At 61.1% G+C, this 13,666-nt stretch carries 16 protein-coding genes; 7 read left to right on the top strand and 9 right to left on the bottom strand.

What is annotated here, in order from left to right; translation table 11 throughout:
* Positions 1–190 precede the first annotated feature (190 nt).
* Together B1781_RS10970 and B1781_RS10965 are read left to right on the top strand one after the other, a co-directional pair.
* Positions 191–2,251: a protein-disulfide reductase DsbD family protein gene (locus tag B1781_RS10970; protein ID WP_164513340.1), complete on the top strand. Its 2,061-nt coding sequence runs from the start codon at positions 191–193 to the stop codon at positions 2,249–2,251.
* A gap of 16 nt (positions 2,252–2,267) precedes the next feature.
* Positions 2,268–2,867: a redoxin domain-containing protein gene (locus B1781_RS10965; RefSeq protein ID WP_078119709.1), complete on the top strand. Its 600-nt coding sequence runs from the start codon at positions 2,268–2,270 to the stop codon at positions 2,865–2,867.
* Positions 2,868–2,921: 54 nt separating this feature from the next.
* On the opposite strand, the gene B1781_RS10960 is transcribed toward B1781_RS10965, so the two are convergent.
* The 9 genes from B1781_RS10960 to B1781_RS10920 form a co-directional block, all read right to left on the bottom strand.
* The gene (locus B1781_RS10960; RefSeq protein ID WP_125932025.1) at positions 2,922–3,362 is read right to left on the bottom strand and encodes a hypothetical protein; all 441 of its coding nucleotides are present in this window, start codon (positions 3,360–3,362) and stop codon (positions 2,922–2,924) included.
* 10 nt (positions 3,363–3,372) lie between these two features.
* Positions 3,373–4,260, bottom strand: a complete 888-nt coding sequence (locus tag B1781_RS10955; RefSeq protein WP_078119707.1) for a YegS/Rv2252/BmrU family lipid kinase — start codon at positions 4,258–4,260, stop codon at positions 3,373–3,375.
* A gap of 72 nt (positions 4,261–4,332) precedes the next feature.
* On the bottom strand, positions 4,333–4,497 hold the full coding sequence (locus tag B1781_RS10950) for a DUF1328 domain-containing protein (protein ID WP_078119706.1): 165 nt from the start codon (positions 4,495–4,497) through the stop codon (positions 4,333–4,335).
* A gap of 260 nt (positions 4,498–4,757) precedes the next feature.
* Positions 4,758–5,870 carry an AI-2E family transporter gene (locus B1781_RS10945; protein ID WP_078119705.1) on the bottom strand — a complete coding sequence of 371 codons (1,113 nt, stop codon included), beginning with the start codon at positions 5,868–5,870 and terminating at the stop codon, positions 4,758–4,760.
* Between the two features lie 91 nt (positions 5,871–5,961).
* Entirely contained in the window at positions 5,962–6,135 is a 174-nt protein-coding gene (locus B1781_RS10940) for a YqaE/Pmp3 family membrane protein (RefSeq protein WP_078119704.1), read from the bottom strand.
* A 72-nt stretch (positions 6,136–6,207) separates the two neighbouring features.
* The gene (locus B1781_RS10935; protein WP_078119703.1) at positions 6,208–6,489 is read right to left on the bottom strand and encodes a hypothetical protein; all 282 of its coding nucleotides are present in this window, start codon (positions 6,487–6,489) and stop codon (positions 6,208–6,210) included.
* Positions 6,490–6,493: 4 nt separating this feature from the next.
* A complete protein-coding gene (locus tag B1781_RS10930) occupies positions 6,494–6,955 on the bottom strand; it encodes a hypothetical protein (protein ID WP_078119702.1) in 462 nt (153 codons plus the stop codon).
* The gene (locus B1781_RS10925) at positions 6,952–7,239 is read right to left on the bottom strand and encodes a DUF883 family protein (protein WP_078119701.1); all 288 of its coding nucleotides are present in this window, start codon (positions 7,237–7,239) and stop codon (positions 6,952–6,954) included. The genes B1781_RS10930 and B1781_RS10925 overlap by 4 nt, the downstream gene beginning before the upstream one ends.
* A 335-nt stretch (positions 7,240–7,574) precedes the next feature.
* Positions 7,575–8,951: a mechanosensitive ion channel domain-containing protein gene (locus tag B1781_RS10920; protein ID WP_078119700.1), complete on the bottom strand. Its 1,377-nt coding sequence runs from the start codon at positions 8,949–8,951 to the stop codon at positions 7,575–7,577.
* A 591-nt stretch (positions 8,952–9,542) separates the two neighbouring features.
* On the opposite strand from B1781_RS10920, the gene B1781_RS10915 reads away from it, so the two are divergent.
* The 5 genes from B1781_RS10915 to dmeF are packed head-to-tail and all read left to right on the top strand — an operon-like array spanning position 9,543 to position 13,666.
* Positions 9,543–9,794: a FeoA family protein gene (locus tag B1781_RS10915; RefSeq protein ID WP_078119699.1), complete on the top strand. Its 252-nt coding sequence runs from the start codon at positions 9,543–9,545 to the stop codon at positions 9,792–9,794.
* A gap of 28 nt (positions 9,795–9,822) precedes the next feature.
* The gene (locus B1781_RS10910; protein ID WP_078122012.1) at positions 9,823–10,062 is read left to right on the top strand and encodes a FeoA family protein; all 240 of its coding nucleotides are present in this window, start codon (positions 9,823–9,825) and stop codon (positions 10,060–10,062) included.
* Positions 10,059–12,407 (top strand): Fe(2+) transporter permease subunit FeoB, encoded by a 2,349-nt coding sequence (feoB, locus tag B1781_RS10905; RefSeq protein ID WP_078119698.1) that lies wholly within the window; start codon positions 10,059–10,061, stop codon positions 12,405–12,407. Before B1781_RS10910 ends, feoB begins: the two co-directional genes overlap by 4 nt.
* 27 nt (positions 12,408–12,434) lie before the next feature.
* Positions 12,435–12,656: a FeoC-like transcriptional regulator gene (locus tag B1781_RS10900; protein WP_078119697.1), complete on the top strand. Its 222-nt coding sequence runs from the start codon at positions 12,435–12,437 to the stop codon at positions 12,654–12,656.
* 44 nt (positions 12,657–12,700) lie between these two features.
* On the top strand, positions 12,701–13,666 hold the full coding sequence (gene dmeF / locus B1781_RS10895; protein WP_078119696.1) for a CDF family Co(II)/Ni(II) efflux transporter DmeF: 966 nt from the start codon (positions 12,701–12,703) through the stop codon (positions 13,664–13,666).

Here is a 13,666-nt window from a genome sequence, read left to right as displayed (position 1 = left end):
TTCCAACAACAGGCGCACCGTCATTTGGCCTGGGAAAGCGCCGCCGACCACCCGTTGCGGCCAGTGCACGCGGCGTATTGAGGGGACGAGCTTTTCGCACAAGCTGCCCCCAGTGCGGAACAAGCAGGAGCCGAACGGGTCAATCACTCCATGGTGTGGCGTGCCCAGCCGCGTGGCGAATGATGAGACGATGCATTTGACCAGACGATTGCTCCGGATCCTGCTGTTGTGGCTGCTTGGCACCAGCTTGGCGCACGCAGACGGTACGGCCATGGAGACGCCGCACGCCCGGGTGCAGCTACTGACGGCATCCGAGTCGATCGCGCCGGGCGAAACGCTGTGGGCCGGCCTGCGATTCGACCTGATTCCCCACTGGCACGTCTACTGGCGCAACCCCGGCGATTCGGGCGAGCCGCCGCGTATCCGCTGGCAGCTGCCCGCGGGCTGGCAGGCCGGCGATGTCCACTGGCCGGTTCCGACCCGCATCGATGTCGGTCCGTTGACCAACTACGGCTACGAGCACGAGGTGGTGTTTCTCGTGCCGATTACGGCCCCCGGCGACCTGCCAAGCGATAGCGACGTTCAGATAACAGCCGATGCCACCTGGCTGGTGTGCAAAGAGGAGTGCATCCCCGAAGAGGGTCGCTTCACTGCAACCTTGCGATCGACCGCAAGTGCTGCCGCTCAGCAACCCGCGCAATGGGTAGCACAGGCTCAAGCCCGCTGGCCGACTCCTTTCAGTGGTGCTGCGGACTATTCCCTGCTGCCTGACGGCATGATGCGTCTGCGATTGCGCGATGCCGCGGCGAGCATCGAAGCGGTGAACGACCTGTGGTTTGCCTCCAACGAATGGGGACCTGTCTCGTCGTCGGCAAAGCAGACCTGGACGCGCGACGACGGCGACCTAGTGTTGACGTTGCCACCGGGTGACGGCCCGCTGCAACCCGAGCAGTCCCTCGCAGGTCTGCTCGTCGTCGAAGGCGATACGGCAGACGAAGTCCGCGGCTTCACCTTGAACGCGACTGCCTTGGCGCCGACACCTGTCGGTACCACAACCGACAGCGCTTCGGTGAGCCTGTGGCTGGCAATCGGGTTTGCCGTGCTCGGCGGCCTGATCCTCAACCTGATGCCGTGCGTGTTACCGGTTCTGTCGATCAAGGTGCTGGGCCTCATCGGGCATGCCAACGGCGACGCCCGCCGGCACGGTGCAGCGTTTGTCGTCGGTGTGCTCGTCACCTTCGCCGCGCTCGCCGGTTTGCTGTTACTGCTGCGAGCCGGCGGCACGGCCCTGGGCTGGGGGTTTCAACTGCAGGAGCCGGCGGTCGTGCTTGGCTTGATGTACCTGATGTTGGCCTTGGCGCTCAACCTTTCGGGTGTGTTCAGCATCGGCAACCGTGTGATGGGCGCCGGCCAGCAGCTTGCCGACCGTCAGGGTATCGCCGGTTCGGTAGCGACCGGGGTGCTCGCGGTCGTCGTCGCCACACCGTGCACGGCACCTTTCATGGGCACCGCCTTGGGTTTCGCGATGACCCGTCCGGTCGGCGAGGCAATGGCCGTGTTTCTCGCATTAGGCGCCGGTTTTGCGCTGCCGATGCTACTGCTCAGCACCTGGCCGAGCCTGTTGAAACGAGTGCCGAAACCCGGACCCTGGATGGAGACGCTGCGCAGATTGTTGGCGTTTCCGATGTTCGGTGCAGCACTTTGGTTGCTCTGGGTGTTGAGCCAGCAGGTCGATGCGAGTGCGTTCGCCATGGCATTGAGTGGCGCGCTGTTGCTCGCATTCGCCCTATGGTGGATCGGACTTGCACGCGAACGCCACGGGCAACGGGCGTTGGCGATGGCTACGCTGGTCGGCGCGATCATCATCGGCGGCCTGGCAGCGCGGGAGGCTCCGCCAGACCCATCAAATCTTACCGCTGACGCCTGGAGCAGCGTTCGCGTTGCCGAGCTTCAACGCGAAGGCAAAGCCGTGTTCGTCAACTTCACCGCGGCATGGTGCATCACCTGCAAGGTGAACGAACAGGTCGCCCTGAGCAGCCCACGGATCGAGTCGGCCTTACGCAAAGCCGACGTCGTCTACCTGAAAGGTGACTGGACAAAACGCGACGCCGCCATCGGCGCCGAACTGCAACGCTACGGGCGAAGCGGCGTACCCTTGTACGTCCTGCATCCGGCCGATGGCACAAACCCGATCGTACTCCCCCAGCTCCTGACCGAAAACCTGGTGCTGGAGGCGCTTGAACAACTGTGAAGGGAGATTGAACGCTATGTGGAAATCCATTGCCGTCGCCGGCCTGATTGCCGGCCTGAATGCCTCAGCATACGCAACCGCAACGGTCGGCGAACCGGCCCCGGAGTTCGCAGGAACCGACACGCAAGGTAAACAACACCGCTTGTCGGACTACCGCGGCAAGACCGTGGTGCTCGAATGGACCAACCACGACTGTCCCTATGTGCGCAAACACTACGGTAGCGGCAACATGCAGGCACAGCAGAAGGCGGCAACCGACGCAGGTGTCGTTTGGCTTTCGATCATCTCGTCGGCCCAAGGCAAACAGGGCCACGTGCGGCCGGCCCAGGCGGACGCATTGACCGAATCGCGCAACGCCTCGCCATCGTCGGTAATTCTGGATACCAGTGGCGACATCGGGCGTGTCTACGGCGCCAAGACGACACCGCATATGTACATTGTCAATGGCGATGGGACACTGGTTTACAAAGGAGGCATCGACAGCATCCCGACCTCCAATCCCGACGACATTGCCAACGCCAAGCAATATGTGAAAGTTGCGCTGGATGAGTTGGCCGCCGGACAACCGATCGCCGATGCGGTCACCCGGCCCTACGGCTGCTCGGTCAAGTACTGAACTGCTGGTTGCAACCGAGTGGGCCAAGCGGAACGTGCTGTAACGCTTGGCCCACTAGGCTTGCCCGGTAAAGACGTCGAGCCTGTCGATCGCCTCATCGGTGTGCAGCAGTAACGCATCGATCAAAGTCTGCTCGTCTACGTGCCAATTGAGGTCGCGATTCGACTGAAGCCTTTCACGCCACGCGCGCTCGTTCTCGAGTAAACGCGCAGCTGATCCCTCGGTGCCGTTGACCATCTGCATGAGGCGGTCGACAACCACGTGCAACTCCTGGGTTTCGGGATCGGCTGCCTTGGGGTGATCATCGCGTTGGCGTACGCACTGTGCCAGACGCTCAACCAGTGCTTTACGCTGGCCGACGATCTGCTGCAAAGTGTCACGTAGTCGCTCATCGATATCCGTATCGATCAGTTCGCGATAACGGACCAGCGTGCCGGCCGCATTCTCGTGCAGTTCAGCCAGGGCCGTCTGCTCCTTGTCTCGAATGTGAAACATCACTCCCCCTTCACGCGGCATCTTCCATGGCGTTATGCATCACCGGTGTGATGACCCGCAGTGCGCGATGTTCCACGTTGAATCTGACAGGAACCGAGCCGACATGCTCACCGTCGGCCGAGACGGTTTTCGCTGATCCACCGGTGACCGTTATGTTGGCGCCCCGCATCTTGACGATAGCCCGATCATCGGGGGTCGCACCGCGCAACTGGGCGATCGTCCACACCTTGAACAAATGCCATAGCGACCGTGGGCGGATGGCAATCACATTCAACTCGCCGTCATCGACCGCCGCTTCAAACACCTCGTGCCCACCACCGAACGATCGGCCATTGGCGACGGCGATCTCCAACCAACGTCCGCGGCGACGTTGACCGTCGCACTCGATAATCGCTTTGAACCCGCGGCGGCGTTCGATCTTGGCCAGCAATGTCTTGGCATAGCTGAATCGGCCCCACCATTGCTTCGTCTGTTGCTGTGCCTGCATGCTGATCTCCGACCCCAACCCGATGTGCGCCACATTGAGAAAACGTCGATCGTCGACCCAGGCTATGTCGACCTCGCGCACGATGCCGTTGGCGATGGTTGCACAGGCGGCCTCCGCCTCTAACGGAATCTCCAGTCCACGTGCGAAATCGTTGCCGGTACCTCCCGGCAGAATGCCGAGTATGCATCCTCTGTCAGCACACCAGGCGGCATAACGGCTTACCGTACCATCGCCACCGGCGACCAACAGGCGGTCGTGTTCCTTGAGATCGGGCAGCGCTTCGTAGTCGCCGCTGTCACAGACCTTTGGTCTGACGCCGTGCGCCTCGAGCTGTTGCGTCCAGAAATCGGCATCTTGCGATGAACCGGCCGACGGATTGATGAGCAGGTAGTCCATAGGTTTCTGTTGCATAGTGTGAGCATTCAGTAGTGTTGCCGAGAAACGTTCAGCCCAACCGACAGATTCGTGGCTGATAGCCCGACATCAGATCCTCGTACGACGACCGCTCAGGAAGAACACAATGGCGACCACCAGGCCGACGACAAACAGGATCCAGGCGATCTGCGTAGCGGTGCCTGCAACGCCGCTAAAGCCGAGCACGCCGGCGATCAGCGCGACGATCAAAAAGGTAATAGCCCAACCAAACATTTTCGTTCTCCGTTGCGCCGGTCTGTTTGCCGGCAATACTCACTTTGCAAGCAGCGCGCCAGCGACCATCTGAGCGGCGCAAGCCGCACTGCAGCGCGATATGTGACGCACGTGGAAGGCGATAGGCGGATATCCACCACTGGCAGGATCGATTTGAGCCGTCATCCGGCACCGCCGAACGGCGCAAAGCGAGGTGCATCGATAAAAAAAGCGGCCTTGTCCAGGGGACAAGCCGCCGTGACCGCAGCATCGAATGATCGTCAGTCCAGGATCCGTGCCAAGTGGCTGCCCGACTCCATGCGCTCAAGGATAACCTTGGTGACCACCAGGATCGGCACCGTCAACAACGCGCCGATCACACCCCACATCCAATACCAGAGCACCAACGATAAAAAGATCAACAGCGGGTTCAATGTCAGCTGGTTGCCGAGCGCGAATGGTGTGACCACGTATCCCTCAATCGTCGTGATCAGGAAGAACACCAGCGGAATCAACATCGCCTCACCGACCGTGGGAAAGGTCAGCAGGGCGACGAATCCCAGTACCGTTGCGGTGATTACCGTACCCAGGTACGGGATGTAGTTCAGTACCCCGGCCATCACGCCCCACAGAATGGGGTTGGGCATATCCATGAGATACATCGCGAACGCCACGACAATACCCAGGCCCATGTTGATCAGTGTGATCGTGAACAGGTAGAGCGCAATCGAATTTTCGACCTCGCGCGACACGATGACCGCTTTGCGCTGTTCGTGGAAATTGGGCAGTGCGTTGATGACATTGCGAAACAGGCGATCGCCCCAGCCAAGAATGAAGAACAGAAAAACCATCGTGGTGAAAGCCGCGATCGCCGCATTGGTCGCCTCGGCGATGATCTGGTCCTCTATGCCGCCGTTGCTGACCACGATCTCGGTTGTTCTGGCGGTAACGTCGCTACCCAGGTTGCTCAGCTTTTCGGTGGCCTCCTGGACCTCGGCGATAGGCTCTTTCAGCAACAGGATCCGTGTATGCAGTTGCTGCAGCGATTCGGGAGCCTCCTCCAGCCATTGCATCGCCGGGTCTTTCAGGTTGACGCCGACGAAGGTCAGCGATCCGGCAAATGCGCAAACCAGCAACAGGGCGGTCAACGGTGCAGGCACACCCACCTCACACAGTTTGCGTACCACCGGACGCAGAATGAAGCTGAGCAGAAACGCCGTCGCCAATGGCAGAAAGACGGGGCGCCCGAAGTACAGTGCAGCCATCAGAGCCAGCATAAACATGCCGGATACCAGGTAGCGCAGCGAGCGCGACTCGCCCACACGCCGCACCACGGTCTCGTCGTCTTGACCAAGCTCCTGGTCATCGAATACTTCGCTGGCCTCGGTTGCCATTTTTTTTACCTTGTCGATTTCGTCGAGCCGACCGCTATCCCGATGCGCAGCGCGTGCATTCAGCGCGTGCAGATAGCGACCGGCCGATCGGTCATTTCTTGAAAATCACGTATATCGCGTGAATGATGCCCGGCACGTAACCCAGCAGGGTCAACAGCAGGTTCAACCAAAAGTGCCCTTTTAATCCGACTTCGAAGAACACGCCGAGCGGTGGCAGCAGAATGGCAACAATGATCTTGATCGGGTCGCTAGCTGTAAAAGCCATTTCGTTTACTCCTGAACAACTCAAAACAGAAAGACATCAAAAATTCGTTCATCTCGGACGCAGCCGAAGCCGTCAACGCGTGCGCCAATGGCGCAGCAGGAACGCAGCGACGCCCACGGCATTCCACCCCAGCAGATGGCGCAGCCGGTTCAATGGGCGAAACACCCTCGCAGCCCTGGGCGTATGCAGGCGCTGGCCGACGAACCCCGCGGCAAACGCGCCAAAGATGTTTTTTTTGCTACGTGCCGCCTCAGTCGCAGCGACGGCGACGTCCTCGCGGTGCAGCGCGTGCAGTGCCTTGAGTCGGCGTGCGCGGCTTGCACAGAACAGACGCTGCTGGCGGATCGAAGCCATACGCCTACTCTCCCCGCTCCACGCTGTCCGGCCCGCGCGATGCGGAACGCTGCGCGGGATCGTCGCAAGGCGTCGGTTCGGCGAACAACACGTCGCGCGTGGCGCGGAATTCCAGGTTGCGACTGGCGACGCGAATCAGCATCCAGCAGAGACCACCGCCCGCGATACTGACGACACCGACACCAAGTGCGGCGGCCGGCAGATAGGCAGGGGCATCGAACAACCAAAGAAATGCCGCGGAAGCAAAGGCAATCCATGCGGACATACCGACCAACGCGAGGGCCAGCGCCAACCCGACGATCGAGGCCAGGCTCAGACCGGCGAGTCGCGCTTCGACGGCCGCCAGGTCGACAATCCCCGAAGCCAGATCGATGCCCGAGCTACCCCACTGTCGAATCGACTCCGCGACCGACGGGGTTGGCCCGAGTCGGTCTTGCTCGGCGTCTGCTACTGAACCGGCTCTCATCGACGCATCAGGCTCGACAGCAGCACGCCGGCGCCAAAGGCGATAGCCAACGTCGCAAAGGGATGTTCGTGCGCGTACGACCGCGCCGTCTCAACGGCTTCTTGCCCCATCTCCTGTGCCCGGTCGCGACCATCGGTCGACTTGCGCCGCACCTCACCAGCCTTGTCTTTGAGACGGCGTTCCATATCGGCGGCCTGTTCGCCGACGCGATCGATGGTCTCGTGAGCCGCCTGGGTGAGGCGTTCTGAATAAGTGGAGCCGTTGCTGCCTGCTGTGTTAGCCATGACATTCACCTCGCTTCAGTCTGTGTCCAAAACATTCAGTGACTGTTGAGCAAGGCGCATGCCACGGCGAATGGCAGAGCACGAAGCACGACACGGTCAGGCAGACAGCGGCGTGCGATGCGGGTAGCGGGCTACGGGCCCGCCAAAGATTGGCTGATTTACACCGATTCGGGTGGATTTGAATCCGCCATGCGTAACGGCAAAGCCGAAACGCATGGACTAGCTACAACAGCTGTCGAGATAAACGTGAGATCCGGTCGGACACCATGCGGTTCTTGGCCGACGCCCGCAGCCGCTCGATTGCTAGCGTTTGCTTTTGTGCACGCGGTCGACGATTACATTTCTTTGGGATTGCTCGCATCGAGCAGGTTTTCTTCGCCGCGCATGGCCTCTTCCTCCTCGACCTTTTCTTCGATCGTGCGGTCTGCGGATACGTCCTGCACTTCGGCAACATTCTGACGATCCGGGGCGACCGGTTCCGGTGCCTGGTGCGTAGTTTCGGACAGGGTTGCGTTGGCACTACTGCCGGCGGCGGTTGGTAAGCCGTCGGTGAACCGTAACTTATAGATAGGCTCGGGCATCACGATGCCGGCGTCGTCGAACGCCGTTTTGACAGCGCGTATGGCCTCGCTGCGCACCTTCGCGAAACTGAACTTACGTTGATCGACCCAGGCAAAGATGCGCAGCAACACGTTCGAATCGCCGAGCGCCTCGACGATGGCCATCGGCTTGGGATCGGCCTCGACACCGGTGATGGTCGACAGCGTCTTGAGCGCCAGTGCCTGGGCTACCAATAGATCCTGATCGGTATCCACGCCGACATCGAACGAGAAACGCCGCTCCGGGTGACGGGTGAAGTTGGTGATCACCGCTTTGAACACTGCGGCATTCGGAATGCGAATGTGGTTGCCGTCCGGCGAAAGCAGGATGGTCGCACGTGACGTCAGCCGTACCACGTTGCCCTCGTGTCCGTCGATGTTGACGAAATCGTTGACCTCGAACGGATTGCGCAGGCTGAGCAGGATACTGGCGATGTAGTTCTCGACGGTATCGCGAACAGCAAAGCCAACCGCCAGGCCGATGATCCCTGCCGCGCCGAGGATCGTGCCGATCAGCGCCGTCGCATCGAGCAGCACCAGGGCGACCACCAGGCCCAGCAGGAAGAAGAGCATCTGGGTGAACTGGCCAAGCAGGTGTGCAATGAAAAGGTTCGGACTGATGCGTCGGTAAAGGCTCTGTCGACGCGACAGCCAACCGCCCGCCCACGAGAACAGTACGACGATGAAGATTGCAAACAATAGCAATGGCGCGCTGACAGCGATCGATTCCCCGAATGCAACGATCTTTTGCCAGGTGTTGCGCAAGCGGGTAGCGAGATCACGACTGACGGTGAGCTGGTTCTTCACCTCGACAACGCCTTCGACTTGGCGTGCAAACGCGATCGCGCGCTCCTCGACCGCCGCCGAACCAATTTCTCCGGTCAAGGTAACGACCCCGCCATTCACTTTGATCCCGACGTCTTTCAACGTATCCAGTTCGGCGAAGATCTCTCCCAGGCGCTGGCGGATCTTGCGGTCTTGTTGTGCCGACGCGCCAGTGGAGATGACGCGGTCGATTGGCGGCTGAGATTCGGACACCTTGCCGGTAAGCAGGTCGGTAATCTCATCGGCGGCCGCAGACCCGCATACCGCTAACCAACAGAAAAGCACCATCAATGCTCGACCTGAATGCCGCACGGGCAGTGATGTATCGCTTGTCACGCTGACGTATTGCTCCTGTGTTGTCGATAACTCGTGAATCGAAACGCTATGCTAGCGTCTCCGCAGCATCCGCGGCACCTCGCCGCACCGAACCAATCAGCGTGCGGTGAAAAATGCGACTAACTTAATCCAAATCAAATTGCGAATCATTCTCACGAGGATATACTGACCGTGTCTTCGTTGTAGCCGGGTCGCCTGACAGCGACCGAACTGAAGCGAGCGATTTCATTCGTTGGATGACGCAAGCCTGTTTGCCCCGCCCGACATCTTGACCGCTCTCAACATTTCGGCAGAACACACTTGACCGAGGTTCTGCAGAAGACTGCAATGAAACGGTAATTTTCGAACCAAGTTACGACGCCAGCCAAGTCGGCAACAGCCTGTTCGCGTTGTTGTCCACCCGCCAGCCAAAGCCGTAATCGTTCCCACGCATTAACGGGACAACGGACATGCTGGCTCTGCCACTGCATCAACCCAACACGATACACGACCCGCTTGTGCTCATCGCACAGTCGGTCGGCGTACTGATCGGTCGGACTGCCCATGTCTGACGCAAGCAATCAAGACAAGGCCCCATTCCCCCTGGCAATGGCCGGCGAAGGCGACCGCGTGTCGATCTTTCTGCTGCGCGGCGGCAAAGGCCTGGAGATGCGCCTGACCTCGCTCGGCCTGAACGTCGGCAGCGAACTGCTGGTATCGCAGCGCCAGGGCGGCAGCCTCGTGGTGATCCGCGGCGAGACGCGTATCGCGCTGGGCGCCGGCATGGCACACAAGATCATGGTCGTCAGGTGTTGATGCCCAAGCGCATCGAGGAGAAGCAATGATGACGAACAGTTTGAAAGACCTTTCAGTGGGTGACTCGGGTCGCGTCGTCGGATTCGGCGAAGGCAGCAAGGCCTACCGCAAGAAGCTGCTGTCGATGGGATTGACGCCCGGCGTCTCGTTCAGCGTGACCCGCTACGCGCCCATGGGGGACCCGGTGGAGATCCGGGTTCGCGGTTTCAGCCTGAGCCTGCGCAAAGACGAAGCGGCCAGCCTGATTGTCGAGAGGCATGCATCGTGAAGAAGAAAATCATCGTCGGGGTCGTCGGCAACCCCAATTGCGGCAAAACCACCCTGTTCAATGCGCTCACCGGCTCGAAACAACGCGTCGGCAATTGGCCCGGCGTTACCGTCGAGCGCAAGATCGGCCGTTTTCGCTTTCACGACATCGAATTCGAACTGGTCGACCTGCCCGGTACCTATTCGCTCGACGTCACCGAGGATCACGTCTCGCTCGATGAGAAGATCGCGCGTGACTTCGTCGCCTCGCGCGAAGCCGATGTGATCGTCAATATCGTCGATGCCGCCAATCTCGAACGCAACCTGTACCTGACTTCGCAGATCCTCGAGATGCAGGTACCGATGGTGGTTGCCGTCAACATGATGGACGTCGCCGCCGAGAGCGGTCTGGAGATCGACGTCCCGGCTTTGGCCAAGGGCCTGGGCTGCAAGGTGATCCCGTTGACCGCCTCGACCGGGCGCGGTGTGACCGAGCTCAAGTCGGCGATCCTCGACACCGCCGAGAAAGGCAACATCCCGAGCGCAAGCTACGCGTATGCCGCGCCGATCGAACAGGCCATCGGCGCACTGCTCGACAAGATCGGCGAGACGGCCACGCGGCGCAACGTCGATGCCCGCTGGCTGGCGGTGCGCCTGCTCGAAAACGATTCGCTGGCACGCAAGCTGGTCGACGCTCCCCTGCGCAGCGAGATCGAAGCACTGCAACGCACCACCGAAGAGGCACTCGGCGACGACATCGACATCAACCTCGCCGATGCACGCTACGGTTTCGTCAGCCAGGTCACGGCAACCGCGGTCAATCGCAAACACCAGGTCAGGCGCAGTGCGTCCGACAAGATCGACCGCGTGGTGCTCAATCGTGCCCTCGGCATCCCGATCTTTCTGTTGGTGATGTACCTGATGTTCATGTTCACCATCAACATCGGCGGATCGTTCATTGATTTCTTCGACATCTTCACCGGCACCCTGCTGGTCGACGGCATGGCCCATTGGTTGGAAGGTATCGGTACACCGGCCTGGCTGACCTTGCTGCTGGCCAACGGTATCGGCGGCGGTATCCAGGTGGTGGCGACCTTCATCCCGATCATCGCGTTTCTCTACCTGTTTCTTTCTGCGCTGGAAGACTCGGGCTACATGGCGCGTGCGGCGTTCGTGATGGACCGCGCGATGCGCGCCATCGGCCTGCCGGGCAAGGCATTCGTTCCGTTGATCGTCGGCTTCGGTTGCAACGTGCCGGCCATCATGGCGACGCGCACCATGGAGCATCATCGCGACCGGATCATGACGATCGTCATGACGCCGTTCATGTCGTGCGGTGCGCGCCTGCCGGTGTATGCATTGTTCGCCGCGGCGTTCTTCCCGATCGGCGGACAGAACGTGGTGTTCGGCCTGTACCTGATCGGCATCGCGGTCGCCGTGATCACCGGCCTGGTGCTGAAGAACACAATCCTCAAGGGGCATACGGCGCCGTTCGTCATGGAACTGCCGCCGTACCATATCCCGACCGCCAAGGGCGTGTTGCTGCGTACCTGGGACCGCACCAAGAGCTTCATCTTCCGCGCCGGCAAGATCATCGTACCGATGGTGCTGGTACTCAACGTGCTCAATGCCATCGGCACCGACGGCTCCTACGGCAACGAAGACAGCGACCGTTCGGTACTCAGCGAGATCGGTCGCAGTATCACCCCGGTGTTCGAACCGATGGGCATGCATGAAGACAACTGGCCGGCCGCAGTCGGCATCTTCACCGGTGTGCTCGCCAAAGAGGCGGTCGTCGGCACGCTCGATTCACTGTACGGCGAGTTGGCGCGCAGCGATGCCGCCGACGCGGGTGAAGCAACGCAGGAAGCACCGTTCGATCTTGCCGCCGGGCTGAACGAGGCGTTTGCCAGTATCCCGGTCAATCTCGGCGACGCCATGGGTATGTGGGGCGATCCGCTCGGCACCGACGTCGGCGACCTCAGCAGTATCGACTCGGCCGCCGCGGAACAAGGCGTGTCCACCGGCACCTTCGGTGCAATGGCCGCGCGCTTCGACGGCGCAGCCGGCGCGTTCGCCTACCTGCTGCTGATCCTGCTGTACTTCCCGTGCACTGCCGCGCTGGCCGCGGTCTATCGCGAGACCAATATGGGCTGGACCATGTTCGTCGCCGGTTGGACGACCGGCATCGCCTACATCGCGGCGACCATCTACTACCAGGCCGCCATCTTTGCCCAGCAACCGCTGGTGTCGGCCGGCTGGATCGGGGCGATGCTGGCGGTGTTCTTCGGTTGCGTGCTGTTCCTCGGCCAGTGGGGCAAGACCCACCTCACCCGGCTGCAGGGCCAGGCGCCGCAGGGTGCCTGAGCGCCATCCGCAACGGGGAGACACGCCATGATCCTGTCAGAGCTACGCGATTACCTGCAGATGCATCGGCGTGTCGCCCTCAAGGACATGGCCTACAGATTCGACACCGACCAGGATGCACTGCGCGGCATGCTGCAGAAATGGATCAGCAAAGGTCGTGTGAAGAAGCTGCCGACCGGCACGGCCTGCAGCAGCGGCTGCTGCAAATGCGACAGCGCATCACTCGAAATGTACGAGTGGGTGGATTGATACAGCCAGCCATGCTTTAACCTCATCAGGAAGCCTAGCGAGCAATGCACGAGATCAGCGATTGGCAACACGAACACGACTTTCGCAGTCGTGATCAACGACACTACGAACAGCGCACCCATTGGGTGATCGCGCTGACCAGCGTCACCATGCTCGTCGAACTGGTCGGCGGCAGCCTGACCGGCTCGATGGCACTGCTCGCCGACGGCTGGCATATGGCCACCCATGTGGGTGCGCTGGGGATCGCCGCCTACGCCTACCGCGTGTCTCGACGGCATGCCGCCAACCCGGCCTTCACCTTCGGCACCGGCAAGGTCGCGACACTCGGCGGCTTCACCAGCGCCATCGTGCTGGGGGTCGTCGCACTGCTGATGGCGGTCGAGTCGGTACGCCTGTTGTTCGAGCCACGCAGCGTGCATTTCGAAGAGGCAATGGCCGTCGCGCTGATCGGGCTGGTCGTCAATCTGCTCAGTGCCTGGCTGCTGCGTGATGCGCCGCACGAACACCACCACCATCATGGCCACCACGAGCACGATGCACATCACGCGCATCACCACGACCACAATGTACGTGCCGCCTACCTGCACGTGATAGCCGACGCCATGACTTCGGTACTGGCGATCTTTGCGCTATGGAGCGGTGCGCGATTCGGCTGGGTGTGGATGGACCCCTTGATGGGCATCGTCGGTGCCGTCGTGATCAGCCGCTGGGCGCTCGGCCTGGCGAAAGACAGTGGCAGCATCCTGCTCGACGCTGAAGACCACGGTCCGACGGGCGATGCGATCCGCCAGGTGATCGAGGCCGACAGCGATACCCGGGTTGCCGATCTGCATGTCTGGCGCGTCGGCCCACAGAGCCTGGCCTGCATCGTATCGCTGGTCACCCATCAGCCGGCACCGACCGAAACCTACAAGCGACGCCTGGCCGGTATTGCAAACCTCGCCCATGTGACCGTGGAGATCAATCACTGCACCGCGGAGAGCTGCCCTGCCCGGCAAGGCGGGGGGTGA

Source organism: Thiosocius teredinicola, assembly GCF_002009425.1.
GTDB classification, from domain to species: Bacteria; Pseudomonadota; Gammaproteobacteria; order Chromatiales; family Chromatiaceae; genus Thiosocius; species Thiosocius teredinicola.
The sequence above is the reverse complement of the archived record's forward strand: the minus strand, read 5'-3'. Positions and strand labels throughout refer to the sequence as shown.

Coding starts and splice junctions, on each gene's coding strand:
- B1781_RS10950 (WP_078119706.1), bottom strand. CDS start 4,497: ATGTTTGGTTGGGCTATTACCTTTTTGATCGTCGCGCTGATCGCCGGC.
- B1781_RS10910 (WP_078122012.1), top strand. CDS start 9,823: ATGACGAACAGTTTGAAAGACCTTTCAGTGGGTGACTCGGGTCGCGTC.
- B1781_RS10970 (WP_164513340.1), top strand. CDS start 191: ATGCATTTGACCAGACGATTGCTCCGGATCCTGCTGTTGTGGCTGCTT.
- B1781_RS10915 (WP_078119699.1), top strand. CDS start 9,543: ATGTCTGACGCAAGCAATCAAGACAAGGCCCCATTCCCCCTGGCAATG.
- dmeF (WP_078119696.1), top strand. CDS start 12,701: ATGCACGAGATCAGCGATTGGCAACACGAACACGACTTTCGCAGTCGT.
- B1781_RS10945 (WP_078119705.1), bottom strand. CDS start 5,870: ATGGCAACCGAGGCCAGCGAAGTATTCGATGACCAGGAGCTTGGTCAA.
- B1781_RS10960 (WP_125932025.1), bottom strand. CDS start 3,362: ATGTTTCACATTCGAGACAAGGAGCAGACGGCCCTGGCTGAACTGCAC.
- B1781_RS10935 (WP_078119703.1), bottom strand. CDS start 6,489: ATGGCTTCGATCCGCCAGCAGCGTCTGTTCTGTGCAAGCCGCGCACGC.
- B1781_RS10920 (WP_078119700.1), bottom strand. CDS start 8,951: ATGGTGCTTTTCTGTTGGTTAGCGGTATGCGGGTCTGCGGCCGCCGAT.
- B1781_RS10930 (WP_078119702.1), bottom strand. CDS start 6,955: ATGAGAGCCGGTTCAGTAGCAGACGCCGAGCAAGACCGACTCGGGCCA.
- B1781_RS10965 (WP_078119709.1), top strand. CDS start 2,268: ATGTGGAAATCCATTGCCGTCGCCGGCCTGATTGCCGGCCTGAATGCC.
- B1781_RS10925 (WP_078119701.1), bottom strand. CDS start 7,239: ATGGCTAACACAGCAGGCAGCAACGGCTCCACTTATTCAGAACGCCTC.
- B1781_RS10955 (WP_078119707.1), bottom strand. CDS start 4,260: ATGCAACAGAAACCTATGGACTACCTGCTCATCAATCCGTCGGCCGGT.
- B1781_RS10900 (WP_078119697.1), top strand. CDS start 12,435: ATGATCCTGTCAGAGCTACGCGATTACCTGCAGATGCATCGGCGTGTC.
- B1781_RS10940 (WP_078119704.1), bottom strand. CDS start 6,135: ATGGCTTTTACAGCTAGCGACCCGATCAAGATCATTGTTGCCATTCTG.